This window comes from Saprospiraceae bacterium, assembly GCA_016709995.1.
Classification (GTDB): Bacteria; Bacteroidota; Bacteroidia; order Chitinophagales; family Saprospiraceae; genus JADJLQ01.
Window position 1 is genome coordinate 159595 of the sequence record JADJLQ010000001.1, and the last position, 23474, is coordinate 183068.

Consider the following 23474-nt stretch of genomic DNA (forward strand, 5'->3'; position numbering starts at 1 on the left):
AGTATGGCTAAGAGGGACTATTATGAAATTTTAGAAGTAGATAAGTCATCAGATGACGGTACTATCAAAAAATCATATCGAAAAATCGCGATGAAGTATCATCCGGATCGCAATCCGGGAGATAAAGCCGCTGAGGACAATTTTAAAGAAGCCGCAGAAGCATATGGGGTGCTGAGTGACCCTGACAAAAAAGCACGATATGATCGGTATGGCCATGCCGGTGTAGACCCCAATATGGGAGGGGGCTACGGCGGCAACATGAATATGGACGATATTTTGCGCAATTTTGGCAATATATTCGAAGACAGCCCATTTGAGTCTTTTTTTGGAGGTGGAGGCAGGGCCGAAAGTTCAGGTCAGCGTGGTTCCAGTCTTAGGATCAGCCTTACCCTCGACTTGAACGAAATAGCTACCGGGGTCAACAAAAAGATAGCTGTCAAAAAACAAATATCCTGCGCTACTTGTAGTGGTTCAGGGGCCAAAGATCGAAATTCTAAAAAAGCATGCAATACCTGCGGTGGTAGCGGGTATGTCCGCCAGATCAGGAATACCTTCCTTGGTCAGATGCAGACAACCACTTCGTGTCCTCAATGTCAGGGTGCTGGTACCGTTATTACCAGTTTTTGCCAGACCTGTAAGGGTGAAGGCAAGGTAATGGGAGAAGAAACGATCGATCTTGATATTCCGGCAGGTGTAGAAGATGGTATGCAACTCTCGGTGAGAGGAAAAGGCAATGCTGGAGCCAAAGGTGGTCCTCCCGGTGATCTCATCATCCAGATTAAAGAAAAACCCCATGAATCGCTCAAGCGGGATGGGTCCAACCTGGTATATGATCTGTATCTCAATTTTGCAGATGTATCCCTGGGATCTGCTGTCGAGGTACCCACCTTAGATGGTAAAGCCAGTATCAAAATACCTGCAGGCACCCAGGCTGGCAAAGTATTCAGATTAAAGGACAAAGGACTTCCATCTGTTCAGTCCTATCAAAAAGGTGACTTGCTGGTACAAGTAAACATTTGGACCCCAAAGCATCTAAATGAAGAAGAACGTGCCTTGTTAGAGCAATTGAGGGTACTGCCTAATTTTCAACCCAATCCTGGCAAGTCAGAAAAAGGATTTTTTGAAAAAATGAAGGGCTTTTTCTCATGACCTTCAGCAGAATGATCGTATTGGCCTTTTCCACGGTGTTGATAGCCTGTGATCCGCCAAATTATATCTTTGAAAAAAGCAACGATTATTCGCTGGAAAAGCCCTGGACTGTGGCAGATTCTCTTGAGTACAATTTTCAGGTAAAGGACACTTCAAGGTATTACAATTTATTACTGGAGATAGATCATCACAAAGATTATAAATACGAAAATCTGTATGTGAAGTTTGAAACTACTTTTCCCAACCAATCACATAAGACTGATGTCGTAAGCCTGTCTATGGCAGATGAATCGGGATCCTGGTATAGTGATTGCAGAGGGAGAACCTGTACATTTTATCTAACCTTGCAGGAGCATGCTATTTTCTCAGAACCAGGGTCCTATCAAATAAAACTTTCCCCTGGATGCGGATGGATACTATCCCTGATATCTATCGCGTAGCATTTAAAGTTGAGAAAGCGGGCAAACGGCAAAATCTAAATAAGTAGAGTGGAGCTTGACTCCCTTGATCCAAATTTTATTTGAAATTAGCTCACTTCGCCAGAAGAGCCGCCTTCGTTCTTTTTTAAGTCATGAATCGCCTCGTCCTGTCTTGGCGCACTGACTTTTTTCAATTATTCCAATGACAATTTGAATGCACATTCAGATTATTGATGCCATGTATCATGTATTCCTTTTCAAAGTTTAAGATAATCATGCCTTATTTATTATTTGGCTTTGAAAAATATTTAATTATTGAAATATTCATAATATCTTTTGGACATGATTGCGAAAATTGAATCCGGAATGAATAGGGTAGTGAGCCCGTTTGAAAGTTTGGCACACCGCTATATCTTGGCGCCTTTTAGATACCTGCTGAGTAAAATCGACCCTTTGGCTAAAGCTATCGAAGGCACTATGTTCAAAAAAATACTTCAGCTATCGATCTATCCCATTTTTATGGTCGCCACCTTCGTGATAGGCTTTAAACTCATAGAGCATGGATATACTGTAATGACCTTCGTTAATACCATATTGATGTATTTGATATTTGGATTGATCTTTGCTCCATTGGAGCGCCTGATTCCTTTTAGCAAAAGGTGGTTGGATGATAAAGAATTGCCAACTGATTGGTTTATGTTTTTCGGAGGTAAATTATGGGGAGATTATATCAATCAGCCATTGAGATTGGCCACAATCGCCCTGGTGGTGCAAAAAATATCCCCGGAGATCGGTCATCAGATTTGGCCTATCCAATTGCACCCCGTGGTACAAGTATTGTTATTACTTTCTATCAATGATTTTTTTAGATACTGGTATCATCGCTGGATGCATGAAAATGAATTTATGTGGCGATGGCATGCGGTACACCATTCATCAGAGCGCCTGTACTGGTTCAATGGCACCCGCTCTCATCCACTGGAAGGGCTGGTATCCAGTTTTTTATGGGCCATCCCTTTGCTTACATCAAAGCTCCTGTAGAGATCATTTTTGTAACCGGCCTCTTGGGTCGGACGATCGGCAGGTTTCAGCACACCAATCTTGATCTGATCTTAGGTCCATTTGATTATATTTTTCCAGTCCTAAAATCACCGGTATCACCATTCCAAAAGTCATCAAATCGGACATTCCAATTACGGAGGTTATGTTATCTTTTGGGACATACTTTTTGGTACATTTTATTTACCCAAAGGTGAGTCACCAAGCGACGAAATAGGTATTGAAGAAATGCCTAATTATCCAAAAACATTTGTAGGGCTTATGTTTGCACCTTTCACTTACGGTCGAATTAAAAAAGAGGCAGCTCTTTTGAACCAAAAAGCTGAAGAATAAGTGTAATTTCAAAAATAAATACATAATTAATAAATTCTATTCATGGACAAAAGTTCGTCTAAATCCATTGCCCAGGAATTATCGGCAATGCCAGTAATAGTGGCAGCCTTAGGTTATTTGGTAGACATGTATGATTTGTTCCTCTTCTCCATTGTGAGAGTACCAAGCTTGAAGTCTTTAAACCTCTCCAGTGAAAGTATCCTTAATGATGGTATCCTTTTACTCAATTTGCAAATGGCCGGTTTATTGGTGGGTGGCATATTTTGGGGCATATTAGGTGATAAAAAAGGGAGATTGTCCGTACTTTTTGGATCCATCCTCATATATTCTTTGGCCAATATTGGTAATGGCTTTGTCCACTCCGTGGGAGCCTATGCAGTCCTTCGATTCATAGCCGGATTTGGGTTGGCAGGAGAGTTGGGAGCTGGTATCACTTTGGTGACGGAGATACTTCCAAACAAAATAAGAGGTTATGGTACCACCCTGGTAGCCACCTTGGGCGTATTTGGAGCATTGCTCGCCTATGTGGTATCCTATTTATTTGACTGGAGAGCGTCTTATTTTATAGGAGGAGGACTCGGATTACTACTCCTGGTACTGAGGGTAAGAGTTTTTGAATCAGGGATCTTCATGCATCTCAAGGAGACTAAGATCAAGCGAGGAGATATCCTCATGCTTTTTAATAATAAAACAAGATTTGTCAAATATCTGACCAGCATCCTGATAGGCATGCCGATCTGGTTCGTGACAGGTATTCTAATCACTTTCTCGCCTGAGTTTGGTCGCGCCTTAGGATTAGACCAACCTATAGATGCAGGTAAAGCCGTCCTCTTTGCTTTTGCAGGGCAGGTAGTTGGCAATATTATTAGTGGTGGTCTCAGTCAATATCTTCAAAGCAGAAAGAAGGTCATCGGATTATTTATGGCAGGTTCGTTTTTATTAGTATTGATATATCTCCTTATGCCGATCAAACATACATCCTGGTTTTATATTCTTGTAGCTGGACTGGGATTCTTTAGTGGGTATTGGGCACTATTCATCACAGTTGCTGCTGAATTGTTTGGCTCCAATATCAGAGCGACCGTCGCTACGACAGTGCCCAATTTTGTAAGAGGGACCGTTATACCGTTGACGGCTCTTTTTGTTTTGATGAAAAGTCATGTCGGTACACTGTACGGTGCATTGGTGGTGGGGGCTATTACCTACCTCATAGCCATGTTTGCTTTATTTGTCTTAGAAGAAACTTTCAAAAAAGATATTAATTATACAGAAGATGTTTAGAGGATGTCGATGCCTGTGACATTGAGAAAAATGGTGCCCGGGGATGTATCTGGAGCCATACTATTATCCAGAGCCGCAGGTTGGAATCAAACAGAAAAAGATTGGTTGTTTTTGATCAATAGTCCAGGCCATCTGAGTATGGTCGCAGAAGTCCATCATGATGTTGTAGGCACCATCACTGCAGTCTTATATGAAAAGGAGCTCGCATGGATTGGCATGGTCCTGGTAGCAAAAGATAATAGGGGACAGGGTATTAGTAAAAGACTTTTGGCTAATGTATTGGATCAATTAAGTCATGTTAAAGTTATCAAGTTAGACGCTACTCCCCAAGGCCAATTGGTTTATAAAGGTTTTGGATTTTTAGAAACAAATTCGATCATCAGAATGACGAAAGATGCTGATCGTATGTATGATTTGGCATCCGAGGACTCGTCCAATATAGCAGGGATTGATACAAATATGCAGCCCATTGTCGATCTTGACTACTCCGTATTCGGTGCTCGACGGACTCAACTTATAGAATATCTTGTGGGCGAATCTCCAAATAGATGCTGGTCATTTAGCGATCACCCGGATTTATACTTGGTAGGGCAGGAGATAGATATCACCATCTTGGCCCCATGGTAGCGAAAGACGAGGCCGATGCTAAAATTCTTATCGCCAAAGTGCTCAGAGATTTAAATGGAAAATCTGTCGTGGTAGATGTGCCTGAGGATAAATCTACATGGCTCATATGGTTGACTTCTATTGGTTTTAGTCCTCAAAGGAATTTTGTGAGAATGTCCAAAAAACGAAACTGTCTTCAATGGGTTAGTGGATAAGCAATATTTAATAGCCGGGCCGGAATTTGGATAGCAGTCTTTACATCGCCGGATTTTTTAATTTCCTAAAATCTTCAAAGCAATATAGGTCATCAGCCCGGACCGATATTTAATGCTTGCTCGTCTATATTAAAAGTAGGTGTGTGCAGTGATGAATCGATACCTCGCTCCACATTGCCGATCCCTAATATGTAAAACAGGCATCTGCAGCCTGCGAATAATATGCAAAATCTTCAGAAGCCATCCAGATATCCAGATCCATTATATTTTCTTTTCCAAGATATTCTGAAGCATACCGGGTCACCTTGTCTGTAAGGTCATCGTGATTTATTAGGTAGGGATATCCTTTATTGATTTGAAACTGACAACTTCCGCCCATGCTTTCCGCGATGGTCTCGGCCATATTTTTCATTAGTACATGAGCTTCTGCACGCCAGATTTCATCCAGCGTACGGAAAGTGCCCGCCATGGTGACTTCATCCGGTATGACATTGATGGCGCCATCTGCGCTGAGTTTTCCGAAGGAAAGGACGCTTGGCGACAAGGGATTTGCCATTCGGCTGACGATTTGTTGCAATGCCAGGATGATATGTGAGGTGATGACCAGGGATCTATCACCTGATGGGGTTGAGCGGCATGGCCACCTTTGCCTCTAACCGTCACCAGGATTTCGTCCATGGAAGCCATAAACTTTCCCTTGCGAATTCCTATTTTGCCGCAAGGAATAATAGGTAGTACATGCTGACCTAATATAGACTGAGGTTCTGGATTTTCGAGCACCCCTTCTTTGATCATGATGCTGGCCCCACCTGGTAGTTTTTCTTCGCCCGGTTGAAAATGAATTTTACGGTGCCACCAAATTTGTCTCTTAGCTTGAGAAGTAGTTTTGCAACACCGAGGAGTGAGGCAGTATGGGCATCATGTCCGCAAGCGTGCATCACCCCGTCATTGGTAGATTTATAAATTACTCATTGGTCTCGGTGATAGGCAGGGCATCTATGTCCGCACGCAATGCTATGACTTCTTCCGAGGGAATAGAGCCTTTGATCATAGCTACGACTCCAGTATTGGCGAGGGGCCTTCCAGGGTATACCGAGCTCATCCAACTGAGATTTTATATATGCAGAAGTATTGAATTCTAAAAAAGACAATTCAGGATGGGCATGCAGATGCCTTCGGTATTCGATGACCTCAGGTGTACCTGTTCACTTAAAAGTTTAATTTCATCAATATTCATTACTAAGTATAGTCATTTGTCATGGGACAGCAACTGCGCTGAATTAGTATCAAAATAAAAGGAACAATGAGGATGGGTTTGCAAAATACTGGCAGGGTATAGATTACCGACTTCATTTTCAAGGGAGTTTTTAACTGCCAGGGCTTTCCTGGCATCCGGCACGGAGCAAATGATATGCTTAGATTTAAGTATCTGTTTGATAGACATACTGATAGCTTGAGCAGGTACTTCTTGCAGTGAATGAAACCATCCTTCTCTAATTGTTGGCGGCGACAAGCGTCATCTAATTGTACGACGATATATGATCTTCAGTATCAAAATCCGCAGGAGGGTCATTGAAAGCAAGATGTCCGTTTTCTCCAATACCAACCAAGGCTACATCGATAGGATTTTGCTCGACTCAAAGCACCAACTCTGGAACACTCAGCGATTGATCTGATTCGCCGTTGATTAAATAGGGCTGCTTTTAACGCTGGAACTTTGGTTATAAATCTTTCTAATAAATATTTTCTAAAACTGGCAGGTGGGAAAGCGGTAAACCGATGTATTCATCCAGGTGGAACATGGTTACTTTGCTCCAATCGATACCTTTTCATCGATTAATTGATGGATAGTATCAAATTGACTTGCGCCTGTCGCCAAGATGATAGAGGCTTTGCCTTTGGGTATCAATGGCGGCACGGATGAGTTGTGCTGCAGCTACCCCGGAAGCTTTACCTCATTCTGCGGCATTGGGCAATATGTGAATAGCCATAAAATGAGATACTTGGTTTTAGCTTTTAACTTGAGTGCCCCCCTTTTTTCGAGAGAAAGATCTATTGGCTATTGGTTTTCCAGGACCCGGCGGTAAAATCAGGGACATCTATAGAATTGGATCTGTGGGCTACCGACCACTCACTTAATGGTGCGATCGAACTCCATAAAGCAGCGTCATATACATCCATATCGACAGGAAGCCGTTTCTCAGACAATCGATCGTGCGCCAATCCATCAGAAAGTCCATGCCCCCATGGCCACCTACTTGCTTGGCCATTTCACCTACTTTTTTAACGATGGCAGGAGTATACTTTTCCTCCATGTTTTTATATTCTTCTTCGCTGAGCCAATCTTCGTGGCCCAGGGCTATTTTGCCCGGGAAAGGATATTTTAAGCAAGACCCTTTGTGCCATTTATTTTATGGATGCGGGAGTAGACATTGGGTGAGGTCACATCATGCTGGAGCATAATGGTCCGTCCATTATTGGTGCGGATCGTCGTCGTATTCATATTGCCCCGATACTTTTATTGGCGTAGACTTTAAAAAATCGTCTTTGGAAGCTAAGCAGCAGCCGTGGCACCCATTAGAAAGTCATTGCCCGAAACCGCTACCAGGTAATCCATCTTGTCCCCACGATTGATATCCATAGCTTGCGCCACCGGTCCTAGTCCATGGGTTGGATAGAGGTTGCCATTTCTGAAATTTTCTTTAACCTCCACATATCATAATAACCGGTCTTGTTGAAGTTGGAGTCCAGCAGCGTATGGATATAGGCACCTTCTCCGTGTACTATTTCGCCAAACATGCCCTGTCTGATCATATTCAAAGTGAGCAATTCAAAAAGTCGTAACAACAGTTCTCAAGAATAATACAATGCTGACGCGTGCGCTCCGAGGTCTCGACCAACTGCCAGCACTCCTCAATGGTCTTGGCTGCCGGTACTTCGATGCACACATGTTTGCCTTGCTCCATCGCATACAGTGCCATAGGTGCGTGCAAAGCCCAGGGGGTGGCGATATAAATGAGATCGATATCCTTTCGATCGCACAATCGTTTCCATTCATCAGGCCCTCCGGTATAGATGTCTGGTTTATGCGCAGTGTTTTCCAGGGATTTTTTGACAGCATTTGCTTTTTCTGGTCGTATATCACTCAGGCCTTTGATCTCTGTACCTTCGATATGGTTCATGCGACTTACCGCCGCCGGCCCCCTGTTGCCCAACCCAATAAAACCAATTCTAACTGTGTCAAGCTTCGGTGCGGCATAACCACACATATTAAAATGTTTTTTTCGGGTATCCTGGTCTTGATTGGAGTTTAAAACCATTGAGCTTAAATGGGTGGAAGCTGTGATACCTACGCCGGTAAGTCCCGAAAGTTTTAAAAAATCTCTGCGATTACGTTTCATCTTTTAATATTTTTTGAATGAAAGAGCTATGAATTAACGAATTAATTTTTCAACCATTGATCAAACCAGGTAAAAGCTTCGGCCTGCATTTTCTGATCAAATTTATGAGGTCCGGGGTAAAATGAACATTGGTAATGATCGGATGCTTTGGCTTTTTTATAAACCTCCTTTAAGATCGAATCTGCCTGTTTCATTTCCTCCAATGTAAACAAACTATCCTGCTCATCATTCAATACTAATGTAGGCAAGGGTACCCGAAGTCCCAAGATTTCAGGCAAGTCCAATTCATTTGGCAACAAGGGTACATAAGTCATCCACGTATGGGTAAAAGATTTATGCAGTACTAAGTCCTGCCAGGTAGTCATAAATCCAACACAGACTGCGCATTTGATTCTAGGATCTAATCCGCCCATAAATATGGTGCGCATGCCTCCACCTGACAGCCCCCCACACCCTATACGATTTACATCAACATCCTTGCGGTCGCATAATATGTCCAGGGCTATTCGATCTTCGGCAAAAACACGGCTGGCCAGGTCGTACCGGCACTGAACAAAGATTTGGCCATGATATGCTCGTGTTCTCCGGCCCATTGATTATAAGCATGGATATTGGTCGGATCTTCGGGATTATTGTCAGTCAGACCTCGGCGCAGATGTTCAGGAACATCTGCCATCATCACCCTTCGGCTGGCAAATGGAAAAGCATCCACTACGAGTACTAAATATCCTTTTTTTGCTATGTCATTGGCCCAGGCCATGCCTTCGTAATATTCTTGCTGATGGTCTGCCATCAAAGGATGCTGCATCACTGGTCCTGGTGATTTTTCTGGTGCCAAAATATTTGTTTCCCCCATGGTCATGAAAGGCAAGTATGGCCGGTAACCTCCCTTGTTGATGTGCTGGTTTCAGCAGGATAGCTTCAGTGGCTCGTCCATATGGTAGCTGCCAGTTCATTTCCTCTATATGCAAGCCATCATAGACTGATTGTTTGTTGATTTTAACGGTTGGTATGGGACCGATATCCGGAATGGCCATCCGATCTATGACCCGGTCTTTTGCGGATTTTCTCCATGCAGCCAGGTCTGAATATTTTTTATTCCTAAACGAAAAAACGGGCAATTTGTCTTTGTGCAGCGAAGCAGCCCATGACCCATATTGACCGATTAGACTGTTGTTTTCTTGCATGCTGAGTATATCCTTCATAGTTATTGGATTTGAAGTTCTAAAATTATTCGTCGACATAGCTAACCCTTTTGAAAGGCTCATACCGGTAAGGCCAAGCCCTGCGAGTCCGCTCCATTTTAAAAACTTTCTACGTTTATGTGCCATAGCTCACTGCAATTACTCATCCGGGGATGAGTTTAAATATTAATCAAAATACCTCTTTCATGTAGAAAAGACCGTACAAAATCATCGTCAGTAAGATGTTGATAATCCTGGTATACTCTATCGATCTCTGCCAACTGTCCACTGGAGAGCACTTCCTTTGGATTCAAGCTCCAGGTACCTTGTATCAGACCTTGCCTTCGCAATACTTCATGGATGCCAGGGATACATCCACTGAAGGCATGTGGTGCATCAAAAATAGCTGCATTCATATCCGTAACTGCCACTCCAAGGGCCAATAATTTTTCAACGCCATTATATTGATGCTGAATACAAGTCTTAATTTCTTCCAATAAGGATACAGCTGCTTTGGTCCACACGGCCCAGTGACCGAGTAAGCCACCTACCATTCGTTTTCATATTTTTCACCATGGATCATAAATCGATAAGGCGTCAATAAATCAGCTACGATATTGTCATCGTTGCCCGAGTACAATGCAATTTCATCTCTTCGCGAGGAATAGCATACTGCTCTAACTACATCGAGGGTTTGATATCGATTGAAGGCAGCTATTTTTATGGCCTGTACTCCGGGTATTTCCACAAAATCACGCCAAAAATCATAACTCAAAACCCTGCCCCCCACAGCAGGCTGGAGATAAAAGCCAAATACGGGAATGATGTCTGCTATCAATGCGGTCCTTTTGATCAATTGGGCTTCTGTATACTCATTCAAACCTCCATTGCTGACCAGGCCAAGATGGTACCCATGCTTAGTAGCTAACTCTGCTTCAAGCAAAGCTTGCCCTGTTGGGCCACAGATACCAGCTATTTTGATGAATGGGCCTGAGGCATGATTGCTTATTTCTTCAGATGCTGTTTTTAGCACAGGTTCTAAAAGATTGATAGATGGGTCACGGATTTCAAATTGAGTAGTATGTACTCCTACTGCAACACCTCCGGCTCCGGAGGCTATATAATATTGTGTCAATAATCTTTGTCTCCGGATATCCAGAGTAAGATTTTGATTTAAAGCGAGGGGATGGGCTGGAATGACCACACCCTTATGTAATATTGATTTGATAGCAGCATCCATTTTATTCAAACTCATCGGATCCTAAAATTTTCCATTCCTTTCTGAAAAATGGGTGGGTTTATTGAAAATTTTGCCTCCTTCCAAAAGCCAATCTAGGATCACCTCTATCATTTGTAGTATGGAGACTTTAGGCTGGCCAAATAAACGGGTGCATTCGGTAGCATTAGATAACAAAGAGGTAGGTAGTTCCTCGTTGACAAATATTGGTTTGATGCCCAGTTTTTTTGCAAATTCTTCTGCCAACCACCGTACAGATAGAATCTCAGGTCCGGTCACGTTTAAAATTTTTGGGGGCAGGCTACAATGAAGCAGAGATCTTAACGCGACTTCATTGGCATCGCCTTGCCAGATGACATTGACCGATCCCATTTTCAAGTCTATTGGTCTCTGGTCTCTGACTGATTTGGCGATTTCGAGCAAGACTCCGTAGGCGACATCATTGGCATAATTCAATCGATAGATCAATAACGGTGTTTGATTTTTTGCCGCAAAGTATTGAAAAATACGTTCTCGACCCAGGCAGGATTGAGCGTATTCTCCTATTGGTTCAGGGGCGAGATTTTCTGGTGCGCCACCGCTTTCAACAGTAGTAAAAGGATAAACGTTGCCTGTAGAAAAAGCTACGATTCTTGAATTTTTAAATTTTTGTGCAACTCTTCCGGGAAGGTATGCATTCATCGCCCAGGTCTGTGCTTCCTGTCCACTGGTGCCGAATTTTGTACCCGCGAGATAAAGGACATTTTCAACCTGTGGCAAGCCCGCCAATTGGTCATCATCCAATAAATCTGCTACTATCGTCTCTATGCCTACGTTGGATAATTCATCTTCCAAGCCGGGCTCTGAAAACCGTGCCACTCCTATCACATTTTTGTGGATGCCAGCCTGCTCTATTCCTTGCCTCGTGAGTCGAGCGAGTGCCGGCCCCATTTTACCACCTACTCCAAGGATCAGTATATCGCCATCTAATTTTTTTAGGTCATATATCAAATCTTCTGTCGGAGCTATGAGTTTCTGATAAATAATTTCTGATTTTTTCATTTTTCGTGAATGCGGTAAAAACATCTGCCAGACATGGCCTTGATGAAAAGTTTTTTTATTGACCTTAAATATAGGAAGTTTGTGTTTCAAGTCTATAAGATTTCTCACAAAGTATACTAGCCTTAGATAGGATATAAATCCATAAATTGCACAAAATTCATTTTTCTAATCATGAGATATTTTTCAATTTTTATATTGTTATTTTTTGCATATAATTTTTTCGGTCAATCATTCACTTTTACAGAATGGGAAAATGAAAAAATAGTGGATATCAATAAGCTGGCGCCACATGCCATAGCTATGACTTATGCTACAGTACCTCAGGCGATTAAGGATGATTATGCTGGGTCGCCGTGGTATCAGTCATTGAATGGTACCTGGAAGTTTAATTATGTTGACCAACCCTCTAAAGCACCCAGGGATTTTTTCAAAACGACCTTTAATGATCAAAAATGGGGTACCATCCCTGTCCCTGGCAATTGGGAGCTCAATGGTTATGGTATCCCTATCTACACCAATATTATATATCCCTTTCCTAAAAACCCGCCTTTTATAGACCATGCCTTTGCGCCAGTGGGAACCTATCGGAGGTCATTTACAGTGCCCAGTACCTGGACGGGCCGTGAAGTAATCTTACACTTTGGTTCGGTGACAGGGGCTATGTATTTGTATATCAATGGACAGGAAGTGGGATTCTCTAAAGTGAGTAAGTCACCAGCGGAATTTGATATCTCTAAATATATCCATGCAGGTACCAATCAGGTGGCGATCAGGATCCACCGCTGGCATGATGGCTCATACCTGGAAGACCAGGATTTTTGGCGGCTGACCGGTATAGAACGGGATGTGTACCTGGTGGCCAAAAATAAAATCAATATCCAAGATTTTTTTGCACATCCTGACCTTGACCCTACCTATAAAAATGGTTTGTTATCAATTGATTTGACCTTAAAAAATCCATTAGAAAAATCGCTGTCTGCAGAGCTCACCCTGTTTGATCAAGCTGGTAATAGAGTTGCTGCTAATACACAAAAAACGACTAAAATATCAGATCGTCTGCATTTGGAAATCAATATCGAAAATGTAAATACCTGGAGTGCCGAAATTCCCAATTTATACACCATGGTGGTTGAACTCAAAGATGCCAATCAAAAATCCCTCGATATCATCTCTCATAAAACAGGATTTAGAAAAGTTGAAATCATCAATGCTCAGCTATTGGTCAATGGTCAGCGCATCATGGTGCATGGAGTCAACCGCCATGAGCATGATGAGGTGCAGGGGCATGTGATGAGCCGGGAGATCATGATTCGGGACATCCAGATGATGAAGCAGTACAATATCAATGCAGTCCGATCTTGTCATTATCCTGATGATCCGTTATGGCTCAAGCTATGTGATGAGTATGGACTCTATGTAGTCGACGAAGCTAATATTGAAGTTCATGGAATGGGGGCAACCTTGCAAGGGCCCTTCGATCAGAGCGTCCACCCAGCTTATCTTCTATCCTGGGCACCTGCTTTTGAAGACCGGATTAAACGACTGGTGGAGCGGGACAAAAATCATGCCTGCGTGATCCTTTGGAGTATGGGCAATGAATGTGGTAATGGTCAGGTTTTTCATGAAATGTATACCTGGATGAAACAACGGGATCCTTCGAGGCCTGTACAATTCGAACAAGCAGGGGAAGATTGGAATACGGATATCGTGTGTCCAATGTATCCTCCTATGGAGTATATGCGAAGATATGCTACTGATGTGACCCAGCAGCGTCCTTTCATTATGTGCGAATATGCGCATGCCATGGGCAATAGCCTCGGTAATTTTCAGGAATATTTTGATGTGATCGAAAGCAGTCCACGTTTGCAGGGCGGATTTATATGGGATTGGATGGATCAGGGATTGAAGACAAAAGATATGTTCGGTCATATATTTTGGGCTTACGGCGGAGATCTGGGTGCAGGCGACCTGCAGAATGATGAAAATTTTTGTGCGAATGGATTGATTGCTGCAGACAGGTCCGTTCATCCCGGCCTGTATGAAGTGAAAAAAGTATACCAGGACATCGTGTTTAAAGATATTGATTGGAAAAAAGGCCAAATCAAACTGTTTAATAGGTTTTCGTTTAAAGACCTGAGTGATTATACCTTTAAGTGGATATTGACTAAAGATGGTATGCCTGAAGCGACAGGCAGTTTCGATAAAAATATTGGACCTGGGGATTCGGCGACTATCCAACTGAGTTTAAAGCCTATGAACAATGAGGCAGAATATTCACTCCAGTTATATGGGTACACTCGACAAGATCTCCCCTTGATTCCTAAAGGGCATGAAGTGGCGCGACAGGAATTCTCTCAGGGCACACATTCTTTTTTTGATCGAAGCAGTCCTGCTCCCGGTACACTGGTCATCGAAAAAATAAATAATAATATGCGCTTCACCTCCGGGGATGTCTCCGGCAGATTTAATCTTGGTTCCGGTAAATTGATGGCTTACACCTTTAAAGGTAAATCGCTCATCCTACAGTCACCTGAGCCTTATTTTTGGCGCGCACCTACGGACAATGATTTTGGCAATGAGATGCCTGCCAAGTCGGGCATTTGGCGGACAGCCCATCAAAATCAACAAACAACCGGGGTCATCGTCGGCGAACAAACCGAAGAGGGTGTGGACATAGAAGCCAGCTATCGGCTCACAGATATCCGCGCCGATTACAAAATAATTTATCACATATTCAATGATGGTAAAATAGCCATCCGGGCTGCCATCGAGTTAGGCATAGATCATCAACTGCCCGAGATGCCCAGGTTTGGTATGCGCATCATTGCTCCCAAACTCTTCGACTCCATCAAATTGTATGGCAGAGGTCCCTGGGAAAACTATTCAGACCGCAATACCGCTTCTTTTTTGGGGCTATATGATCAATCCCTGGGCGACCAATTCGTTCATTCCTATATCCGACCCCAGGAGTGTGGATACAAGACAGATGTTCGATGGCTCATGCTGCAGGATAAATCCGGCCAGGGCATCAAAATCACCGGACTTCAGCCGTTGGGCTTCAGTGCCTTGCCTTATACCACAGAAGATCTGGATCCCGGCCTGACTAAAAAGCAAAGACATCCATCCGACCTGCATGAGCGCGACTTTATTGACCTGCATGTAGATTTAAGTCAGCGAGGCGTCGCGGGAGATAATAGTTGGGGCATGCTGCCGCATAGGCCTTATCGTTTGTTAGGGCATCAGTACGGTTATGGATTCGTCATTGGTCCAGCGCAATAATCGCTTGTATGACGAAGTGCGTTTCATGCCAGTATGAGATTCAATATTTTTTATACCAAGGGGCTGGTATTTATTTTGGAATTGCGAAGAAATCACTTATTTTTGCGCACCTTTCGAAGGAAAGTGGGTCGGTAGTTCAGTTGGTTAGTCCCGAAGCATCGTCCCGAAGCAGTCCCGAAGCATCGTCCCGAAGCATCGGGAGCCGCCGTTACCACCATCCCGAAGGTAGATTGGGGTCAGGTTAGAGTCAAATGTGACTTGCCTGGATAAAAAAGTAAATAGTAAATTTGAAAATATTGGATCGGTAGTTCAGTTGGTTAGTCCCGAAGCAACGCCCCGAAGGGCCGGGGGCCCCCCCCCCCCCCCCCCCGAGGGGAGAAGGGGGGGGGGGGGAGACAAAAGGGACCTGGCCAAAAAAAAAAGTGGAGCGGGTCGTTGGTTAGAATGCCGCCCTGTCACGGCGGAGGTCGCGGGTTCGAGTCCCGTCCGGTCCGCAATTAATATTTTAAAGCCTTGTAAATGAATTGTTTGCAAGGCTTTTTTGTTTCAAGGTGTATTTCAGGTCGTAAGCAATAGGTTTTTTTACCTGTTCTGGCGAAAATGGCATTTCCTAGTCACCGTTCATTTCCCGGCACCAAGCGGTCCTGCCCGGAATTAAAATTTTTAAATCAGTGTAAGTCAATTGTTTGATTATTTATTGAGGTGTCTTAAGTTGATGATAAAATGATGTTGCTGTATTAGATGATGAACCATTAGCTGAACTCCAATACAATGTTGTACTCAGCCTTATTGAAGTTATGACACTATCTTGCGACTTCTGAATAATAACAAGTATGCCAGTCAATAATTTTAACATCTCAGGTCTGACCGATGACCAAGTTGTGGTATCCAGGAATACTCATGGACTCAATAAGTTGGTATATAAAAAAGAAAATGGCTTTTTAGATGCAGTCAAGAGTTTAGCTACCGAACCTATGGTGATCCTTTTATTTGTGGCAGCTACCATTTATTTCATCAGTGGAAAAACTGGAGATGGTGTTTTCCTTGCTTCTGCGATAGTCTTAGTAGCCACGATTTCTCTTTATCAGGATACCCGCAGCCGCAATGCCCTTGAAAAATTAAAAGAATACACCCAGCCGGGCTGTAAGGTGATTCGCAATGGTCTGGTGGTTGAAATCAAGTCTCAGGACCTGGTGATGGAGGATAGTCTGTTGGTAGAAGAAGGCACAGCTATACCGGCTGATGGGATCATTATTCATTCCAATGATTTTTCTGTCAATGAATCTATTTTGACAGGTGAATCGCTAGCAGTATATAAAGATGCCACTAGCGAAGACAATACTATTTTCCAGGGTACAACCGTGGCAAGTGGGCTCGCTATCGTGAGAGTCACAGCTATTGGCCTCAATACCAAATTGGGCAAAATTGGAAAAAGCCTGGAGAGCATCGTTGAAGAAAAAACACCACTTGAATTACAGATCAACAATTTTGTAAAAAAAATGGTGATTGCGGGAGCTGTGGTTTTCCTGGTAGTGTGGATCATCAATTATTTTAAAACTCAAAGTCTGCTTGATAGTTTATTAAAAGCCCTTACCCTGGCTATGAGTATACTTCCTGAAGAGATCCCAGTAGCTTTTACCACTTTCATGGCCCTGGGAGCCTGGCGATTGATGAAAATGGGTATAGTGGTCAAGCAAATGAAGACAGTGGAAACCTTAGGCAGTGCCACCGTGATTTGTACTGATAAGACAGGGACCATCACCGAAAACAAAATGAGTCTGGCTAGTATTTTTGTTTTAGCCAACCAAAAGTATTATTCTTTAGCCACTGAGCTGCCGGAAGAAGGCAAAGCACTAATAAGGACATCGATGTGGGCCAGCGAACCTATCCCTTTTGATCCAATGGAAGTAGCACTACATGAAGCTTATTCTGAAATTATGCTTACAGATGAAAGACCAAACTTTAATATAGTCAAAGAATATGCTTTAGGCGGCCAGCCTCCTATGATGACCCATATTTTTGAGGACAAACAAGGACATCGTATCATAGCCGCTAAGGGCGCTCCGGAAGCTATAATAAATGTTTCAGACCTGGATCCTGATGAGGGCAAAGTAATTGAAGATACCATTTTAGAATTTGCTTCAAAAGGTTATCGGGTATTGGGTGTTGGAGAGGCTCATATGGATAGTGATGAGTATCCCAAATCTCAGCAAGAAATCAGATTCATATTTAAAGGTATTATTGCATTTTATGACCCTCCAAAGAAGAATATAACTAAAGTATTAAACGACTTTTATGATGCAGGGATTACTGTAAAAATCGTGACTGGTGATAATGCAGCCACTACCAAATCAATTGCTAAACAAGTTGGGTTTAGAGGATTTGAGAAAAGTATTAATGGAGATGATTTGATGAAGTTGAATGACGCAGAATTGGTGAAAGTAGTTGTAGAGAATAATGTGTTTACCAGGATGTTTCCCGAAGCAAAATTGAAGATAATTAACGCATTAAAAGCGAACAATGAGATCGTTGCCATGACGGGAGACGGGGTCAACGATGGTCCTGCACTCAAAGCAGCCCATATCGGTGTCGCGATGGGTCGTAAAGGAACAGAAATAGCCAAGCAGGCGGCTTCGCTGATATTATTAGAAGATGATCTTTCGAAAATGGTGGATGCGGTGGCTATGGGCAGAAAAATTTATTCTAACCTCAAAAAAGCTATTCAATATATTATTTCAATCCATATACCTATTGTGATGACCGTCTTCATACCATTGGTCTTGGGATGGGTATATCCCAATATTTTCTCGCCTATTCACATCATCTTTATGGAATTGGTCATGGGGCCAACCTGTTCGATCATCTATGAAAATGAACCAATTGAAGAAAATATTCTTTCTCAAAAGCCGAGGCCTTTCACGACTACTTTTTTTAATTGGAGGGAGTTGACTACGAGTATGGTCCAGGGATTAGTCATTTCTATAGGAACATTAGGAGTATATCAATTGGCAGTATTGCAAGGGTTTAGTGAACCACATACGCGTACCATGGTTTTTACTACCCTCATTTCAGCTAATATATTTTTGACCCTGGTCAATCGGTCATTTTATTACTCGATTTTTACCACATCCCGATATAAAAACAATTTGGTATGGAGGATCATAGTGATCACCATATTGATTACAGGAATGTTGTTATTTGTGAAACCTTTCGCTGATTTTTTGACTTTGAATCACTGGATGTAAACCAGCTGTCATCGTCTATTGCAATTGGGTTTCTGGTGGTCATTTGGTATGAATTTGTAAAATGGTTTAAAAGAAGAAGATAGTACAGGAAAGTTCGGTCATTATTTATGCTTAGTTTAAATAAATCTTCACTTTGGCCGATCAGTATGTTCATCATAAATTAAATTTGAGAGGCTGACTTGGTTGCGACCCCCCACAATTTTATTTACTGTCAGGACCAAAATCAGTCACGCTACTGATTTATTCCAGAGTTTTCATTGCAAATTCAAATAACTTTGAGGAGAGGAGCCGGGGTGCCATAAACTTGAGCTTAATAATTTTAAGGTGGTGTATTTAAATAATATTTGAAAAAAATTAATACTGAATAATATGAAAAAAATTCTTATCGCCATTGACTACAATCCTACTGCTGAAAACGTAGCTAAGATTGGTTATGCTGTTGCCAAAGCATTTCAAGCTGAGGTCGTACTCGTACATGTTATTACAGATCCAGCTTTTTATAGCATTCCATATTCGCCGATTATGGGTTTCTATGGCAGCTATGCTGACGGTACTGAGGGGGTAGTGGAAAATATTAAAAAGGAAGCTGAAGATTTTTTGGCAGCTTCAGGCAAGCACCTGGGTGACCCACTCGTTCAGACCAAGGTATTGGAAGGGGATACCGATGATTCAATTTTGCAATTTGCCGATGAATGGAAGGCAGATTTGATTGTAATGGGCTCGCACAAACACAAAGGCCTGGAGAAACTTCTACCTGACCTGGCCGTGCATATGGTCAAAAATTCAAAAATTCCATTGTTGACGATTCCATCTGAATCTTTAACCTGATTTTAAAATGGTTATTGATCATCAGTTTAGATAATATTGACCGTTCGCTACTAAAGTCCGGATTCACCTTTTCTACTTACTGGAAAAAATCAATTATAGTCCTGACGGATATCATGGCCCTGAAAATCATTATTTGTTACATTTGAGATTGGCGCAGATAGGTATGCTATTTGGTATCTCAAAAGAACTATTATGTTAGGTGAATTAAATGAGCTTCAGATTAAAAATGTCCTTTCTAGTCAGGCTTTAGGTAGGATGGCTTGTGCAGAAGGTGAACTTCCATACATCATACCTGTAACTTATGCTTATGATGGTGACTTTATTTATGGTCAGACCAATGAAGGAAAAAAATTAGATATACTACGTAAAAACCCCAATGTCTGCTTTGAGGTAGATAGTATGTTTGACATGAGAAATTGGCAATGCGCTATAGTCCATGGAAAATTTGAAGAACTATCCGGCCTTGAAGCAGACAATGCAAGGGAATTGCTGTTCAATCGTGTATTCCCACTGAAAACCAGCAGTACGATTCACCCTTTTGGTCATGAAGTCAACGACGAGATAGACGATTCTACAAGAATTAAAGTAGTCATGTATCGCATTAAATTGGTATCTTTTTCTGGACGGTTTGAAAAGCAATAATGGTGCTTTCAAATATAAAAAATTCGACTTCGGTCCAACGATTTATTATTCCTTTACGTTATTTACTTCATGAGAAAGTCTGTAAAGCTATATGCGCCTTTGTTCATTTTGTCAATGATGTTTTGGGCATTCTGTTCCAAAGAAAATTCTACATTTCAAAGTAAAGGGATCATCATAGGTCCAGATTATCGAAAATGTGCTTGTTTTGGCGAAAAATGTGGCTGTTGTGGACATTATGTGATCGAGATCGACAAGATGGGGCACATTTTTGCAGAGCTGCCTAAAGGGCCTGGATTTGATTTGAAGACGGCCAAGTTTCCTGTAAATATTTCTTTGGATTGGCGGATCGATCCTGATTCATGTGCTCAAGCTTGGGGATATATCCTTATAGATCGCTATAGAGTAGATTGATCCTGATATTGCCTTTAAGCATTTCCATCTATTACCTGTATATTTTTCTGATGTTTTGGTATATGAACATTGGAGAGGAATATTTCCGTCATTAGTATCATAGATCTGCTGGCATTAAATATTTCACGATCAAAATTTATCAATGTCGAAAATTCGTCTTCAATCAACTTGGGTTTAAATTCTGTTTTGTAATATTGTCCCACTTGGGTCACAAACTCACTATCAAGCTTTTGAAGCAGCTTGGCAAGACTTGTAGAATCATATGTCCTGGTATCTTGCCGAAGTATCGACATCAAATTAGCCACCAGGGTGGGTATCTCAGTCTTTGACTCCACATATGACCCATATTTTACATCATTCGAGCTATTACGCAAGGCTTCTATATCGATAAAAGAGTCTTTAATGCTCTTGACGGCATACATCGCTTCCCGGATAGCTTCCAATAGTTGATCCAGTCGTTTTAACTTGTCTTCATCATTAGTCAGACGGTGTAAGTTGAAAGCATAATTTCTGATCTCTCCATGTTTGTGTTTTATAAAATGGTAAAGCTCTGAATTGTCCAAAGTGCTTATTTTTTTTTGCAGTGGTTGATCATCAAGATCCAGGGTTGTATTTTTTTCAAATACTTTGTTTGAAAAGAGCAGGACTATATTCAAAAAAGTCTTGGTTTCTTTTTCCAGTGCGTCATGTGCAAAATCTCCTTCGTTTACAGATATCTTCTGTAAAAGATTTGTTTTGTCCATGGTACTGGATACATGCTTATCCAACCAATAGCCCAGTTTTTTTAAAAATGGTAAAAATAAAAGGATAGTCAATAAATTGATCATAGTTTGAAAAAACACCAGGGCTAAAAGAGGGTCTTTAATCGCTATAATGTCTTTAATCAGATGATATGTTGGCTTTATAAATATATATGCCAAAAGAAGGGTAAATCCATTAAAGATTAGATTGCCATAGGCTACTTTTTTTTTGACCGAAGGTCCATTCAAAGAAGCTAGTATTATTTTAAGCGTGGTGCCAACTTCTGATCCGAGCACCACGGCCATCGCGGCTATCAATGAGATTCCATGTGCGTATAAAGTCGCCAGAGTAATGGCTATGGTAACAGAACTGGATTGAGTCAGGGTAGTAGCAATCAGCCCAAATATCACAAAGACGACCAAAGGATAGTGGGCTAGGGCACTTAGATCATAGGTGGTCAGGTATTCAGATACTCCATTTTTAATAAACTCTAAACCAAAGAATAAGAACCCCAACCCTACACAGAATCTACTCCAGTAATATATTTTTCCCACTTTGTCAGACATAAACATCAAGAGTCCTCCTATAGCAATTAATGGAAAAGATAGATTCTCCAGATTCATTTGAAATCCGAGGGTAGCTATCACCCAACTATCCAGCGTAGTGCCCAGGTTGGCTCCCAACACAATAGCCAAGGCATTTGAGATTTTCAATATTCCTGCCCCAACAAATGATAAAACGAGGAAGTTAACAATACTACTGCTTTGCAATATCGCAGTGACCACCGTACCCCCTATAATTGCTTTGATCGGATTGGAAGTTTGTTTTTTTAAATAAAGCTTGAATGATCTTCCCGAAATATTACTGATCGATTCTTCAATAAAATTAAAGCCGAAAAGAAAAATGACGACGCCTACTAGAAGTTTGAAAAATGCGGTCAACATGTGTGAGACTGAATTTAGGGTAAATTAATCATTAAACAGCATAACAGGGCACTAAACACCAAATGGATAAGTCTCAGGAGTCTGGTGGCCACTGGGTTGAATATGCAGTGGGTGTAGAGCAGTGGTTTGATCTATATGTATAAATGCGTCATATCTTAGTGGAAGGATGCTTGGCACATAATTGCCATATACTTCGTATTCCGGTTGGTAGACTACACCAATCGCACGATGTGGTATAAAATGCTCGATTAATGAGTCGGTATTAAAATCTTCCATTATAAGCAATTTGTTTTTAGGAGATGCCTGGTGCAATAAATATTCCCAACTATTAGCACGAGCAACAGGTAAATCTAATTGTTGGATTTCTCCTCCCCATCGGTTAGAGGCTGTCACTGTTCCTTCAAAAGAACCAAATCCTACCAAAAATACTCCGGACTCTTGTAGTTGCATTCTTGCCAGTTCACCAATATTATACATACCTTCTCTGATCATGTCAGTCGCTCTGGCATCACCTACGTGGGTGTTGTGAGCCCAGATGATGGCTTTTGAATTTTTTCCATGAAATTGAAGCAGATTGACAAGTGTCTCGTGCATATGTCTATCCCTCACATTCCAGCTATGGGGTCCTCCTTTGATCATAGAGCGATAATATTGCTCGGCATTGGCTACGATGGTTGAGTTTTGACCAACACTGAATACATTTTCCATATCGGAATTATAAGAAGCTATTTTGAGCTGAATTTCTTGCAATAACTTGAGTACTTCATTTTGGCACAGTTCGGGCACTAATTCGCTTGCCTTGGCATAGGATCTACCTTCGTCTTGACGGTAAGGCTCAAAACATCTCACGGTATCCATGGCTATTGCATATGCATCTTTATCGACTTTGTCCAAGTAATTCATGATTTCCTGTAGGCTTTCGTACAGACTATATACATCCAGACCATAAAAGCCAATTTTATCTTTTAGATTTTTAGTTTGATTATATTTCTTTAACCACTCGGAAATTGCCACCATTTCCCAGTTTGCCCACATCCAGGTCGGCCATCTATTAAATTCCCTCAGTACAGCATAGGGATTGTGAGGCGTTGAAGAGTCCAATTTGATATACCGGTTCAGCCGATAACAATCCGGCCAATCTCCTTCCACTGCGATAAAATTAAATCCTTTTTCTCCTATGAGCCTCTTTGTGATATGCCACCTCCACCTATAATATTCACTGGTGCCATGCGAAGCCTCTCCTAACATAACTATTCGGGCATTTCCAATTTTGTCGATCAATGGATTCAAGTCATTCGGGTTCTCTAATGGCCATGACCATTGTTTAATGGATGAAATTATTTCTAGATTATCTGGTGAATTTTTGTTAAAAAAATACTTTCCCATAGGTGACTAAAGTTGCATATTTCGAATGATGTGCATTATGCATGAAGTCATGATTGGCTATGATCAATATCAT

The 23474-nt window shown here is 41.8% G+C and carries 14 protein-coding genes, 1 tRNA gene and 5 pseudogenes; 12 read left to right on the top strand and 8 right to left on the bottom strand.

All coding sequences use genetic code 11. The features are described from left to right. Nucleotides 1-3 precede the first annotated feature (3 nt). The 6 genes from dnaJ to IPJ09_00730 all read left to right on the top strand — a co-directional run bounded on the left by dnaJ (nt 4) and on the right by IPJ09_00730 (nt 5062). Nucleotides 4-1149: a molecular chaperone DnaJ gene (dnaJ, locus tag IPJ09_00705; protein ID MBK7369979.1), complete on the top strand. Its 1146-nt coding sequence runs from the start codon at nt 4-6 to the stop codon at nt 1147-1149. Then, a complete protein-coding gene (locus IPJ09_00710) occupies nt 1146-1589 on the top strand; it encodes a hypothetical protein (protein MBK7369980.1) in 444 nt (147 codons plus the stop codon). Before dnaJ ends, IPJ09_00710 begins: the two co-directional genes overlap by 4 nt. A 321-nt stretch (nt 1590-1910) precedes the next feature. After that, a complete protein-coding gene (locus tag IPJ09_00715; protein ID MBK7369981.1) occupies nt 1911-2609 on the top strand; it encodes a sterol desaturase family protein in 699 nt (232 codons plus the stop codon). 393 nt (nt 2610-3002) lie between these two features. After that, on the top strand, nt 3003-4241 hold the full coding sequence (locus IPJ09_00720) for an MFS transporter (GenBank protein MBK7369982.1): 1239 nt from the start codon (nt 3003-3005) through the stop codon (nt 4239-4241). A 9-nt stretch (nt 4242-4250) separates the two neighbouring features. After that, nucleotides 4251-4868, top strand: a complete 618-nt coding sequence (locus tag IPJ09_00725) for a GNAT family N-acetyltransferase (protein MBK7369983.1) — start codon at nt 4251-4253, stop codon at nt 4866-4868. Then, nucleotides 4820-5062, top strand: a complete 243-nt coding sequence (locus tag IPJ09_00730; GenBank protein MBK7369984.1) for a hypothetical protein — start codon at nt 4820-4822, stop codon at nt 5060-5062. Before IPJ09_00725 ends, IPJ09_00730 begins: the two co-directional genes overlap by 49 nt. Nucleotides 5063-5119: 57 nt before the next feature. Here IPJ09_00730 and IPJ09_00735 read toward each other — a convergent pair. From IPJ09_00735 to IPJ09_00760, 6 genes and pseudogenes are all read right to left on the bottom strand, one after another. Further along, nucleotides 5120-6249 (bottom strand): annotated as a pseudogene (locus IPJ09_00735) (amidohydrolase). 62 nt (nt 6250-6311) lie between these two features. After that, nucleotides 6312-7053, bottom strand: a pseudogene (locus IPJ09_00740) (glucosamine-6-phosphate deaminase). Nucleotides 7054-7114: 61 nt separating this feature from the next. After that, a pseudogene (locus tag IPJ09_00745) lies at nt 7115-8463 on the bottom strand (Gfo/Idh/MocA family oxidoreductase). Nucleotides 8464-8504: 41 nt separating this feature from the next. Further along, nucleotides 8505-9794: pseudogene (locus IPJ09_00750) on the bottom strand (hypothetical protein). Between the two features lie 32 nt (nt 9795-9826). Next, nucleotides 9827-10902 (bottom strand): annotated as a pseudogene (locus IPJ09_00755) (dihydrodipicolinate synthase family protein). Nucleotides 10903-10908: 6 nt separating this feature from the next. After that, nucleotides 10909-11925, bottom strand: coding sequence for an NAD(P)-dependent oxidoreductase (locus IPJ09_00760; protein ID MBK7369985.1), 1017 nt, complete (start codon nt 11923-11925; stop codon nt 10909-10911). Nucleotides 11926-12096: 171 nt separating this feature from the next. Here IPJ09_00760 and IPJ09_00765 point away from each other — a divergent pair, with 171 nt between their 5' ends. From IPJ09_00765 to IPJ09_00790, 6 genes are all read left to right on the top strand, one after another. Continuing rightward, nucleotides 12097-15204 carry a DUF4981 domain-containing protein gene (locus IPJ09_00765; GenBank protein ID MBK7369986.1) on the top strand — a complete coding sequence of 1036 codons (3108 nt, stop codon included), beginning with the start codon at nt 12097-12099 and terminating at the stop codon, nt 15202-15204. Between the two features lie 427 nt (nt 15205-15631). Beyond that, nucleotides 15632-15700, top strand: a tRNA-Asp gene (locus IPJ09_00770). Nucleotides 15701-16037: 337 nt separating this feature from the next. Then, on the top strand, nt 16038-18449 hold the full coding sequence (locus IPJ09_00775) for a cation-translocating P-type ATPase (protein MBK7369987.1): 2412 nt from the start codon (nt 16038-16040) through the stop codon (nt 18447-18449). 369 nt (nt 18450-18818) lie between these two features. Further along, on the top strand, nt 18819-19277 hold the full coding sequence (locus IPJ09_00780) for a universal stress protein (protein ID MBK7369988.1): 459 nt from the start codon (nt 18819-18821) through the stop codon (nt 19275-19277). 192 nt (nt 19278-19469) lie between these two features. Then, nucleotides 19470-19919 (top strand): pyridoxamine 5'-phosphate oxidase family protein, encoded by a 450-nt coding sequence (locus tag IPJ09_00785; protein ID MBK7369989.1) that lies wholly within the window; start codon nt 19470-19472, stop codon nt 19917-19919. A gap of 69 nt (nt 19920-19988) precedes the next feature. Then, complete coding sequence (locus IPJ09_00790; protein MBK7369990.1) at nt 19989-20330, top strand: hypothetical protein; 342 nt, start codon at nt 19989-19991, stop codon at nt 20328-20330. 14 nt (nt 20331-20344) lie between these two features. On the opposite strand, the gene IPJ09_00795 is transcribed toward IPJ09_00790, so the two are convergent. Both IPJ09_00795 and IPJ09_00800 read right to left on the bottom strand, forming a co-directional pair. Further along, nucleotides 20345-22015, bottom strand: a complete 1671-nt coding sequence (locus tag IPJ09_00795; GenBank protein ID MBK7369991.1) for a Na/Pi cotransporter family protein — start codon at nt 22013-22015, stop codon at nt 20345-20347. Between the two features lie 51 nt (nt 22016-22066). Continuing rightward, entirely contained in the window at nt 22067-23401 is a 1335-nt protein-coding gene (locus IPJ09_00800; GenBank protein MBK7369992.1) for an erythromycin esterase family protein, read from the bottom strand. Between the last annotated feature and the right edge of the window lie 73 nt (nt 23402-23474).

What these genes read in the sequence shown, in the direction of transcription:
- IPJ09_00790 (MBK7369990.1), top strand. Translation starts at nt 19,989, where the DNA reads ATGAGAAAGTCTGTAAAGCTATATGCGCCTTTGTTCATTTTGTCAATG.
- dnaJ (MBK7369979.1), top strand. Translation starts at nt 4, where the DNA reads ATGGCTAAGAGGGACTATTATGAAATTTTAGAAGTAGATAAGTCATCA.
- IPJ09_00715 (MBK7369981.1), top strand. Translation starts at nt 1,911, where the DNA reads ATGATTGCGAAAATTGAATCCGGAATGAATAGGGTAGTGAGCCCGTTT.
- IPJ09_00760 (MBK7369985.1), bottom strand. Translation starts at nt 11,925, where the DNA reads ATGAAAAAATCAGAAATTATTTATCAGAAACTCATAGCTCCGACAGAA.
- IPJ09_00720 (MBK7369982.1), top strand. Translation starts at nt 3,003, where the DNA reads ATGGACAAAAGTTCGTCTAAATCCATTGCCCAGGAATTATCGGCAATG.
- IPJ09_00795 (MBK7369991.1), bottom strand. Translation starts at nt 22,015, where the DNA reads ATGTTGACCGCATTTTTCAAACTTCTAGTAGGCGTCGTCATTTTTCTT.
- IPJ09_00725 (MBK7369983.1), top strand. Translation starts at nt 4,251, where the DNA reads ATGCCTGTGACATTGAGAAAAATGGTGCCCGGGGATGTATCTGGAGCC.
- IPJ09_00780 (MBK7369988.1), top strand. Translation starts at nt 18,819, where the DNA reads ATGAAAAAAATTCTTATCGCCATTGACTACAATCCTACTGCTGAAAAC.
- IPJ09_00785 (MBK7369989.1), top strand. Translation starts at nt 19,470, where the DNA reads ATGTTAGGTGAATTAAATGAGCTTCAGATTAAAAATGTCCTTTCTAGT.
- IPJ09_00800 (MBK7369992.1), bottom strand. Translation starts at nt 23,401, where the DNA reads ATGGGAAAGTATTTTTTTAACAAAAATTCACCAGATAATCTAGAAATA.
- IPJ09_00765 (MBK7369986.1), top strand. Translation starts at nt 12,097, where the DNA reads ATGAGATATTTTTCAATTTTTATATTGTTATTTTTTGCATATAATTTT.
- IPJ09_00710 (MBK7369980.1), top strand. Translation starts at nt 1,146, where the DNA reads ATGACCTTCAGCAGAATGATCGTATTGGCCTTTTCCACGGTGTTGATA.
- IPJ09_00775 (MBK7369987.1), top strand. Translation starts at nt 16,038, where the DNA reads ATGCCAGTCAATAATTTTAACATCTCAGGTCTGACCGATGACCAAGTT.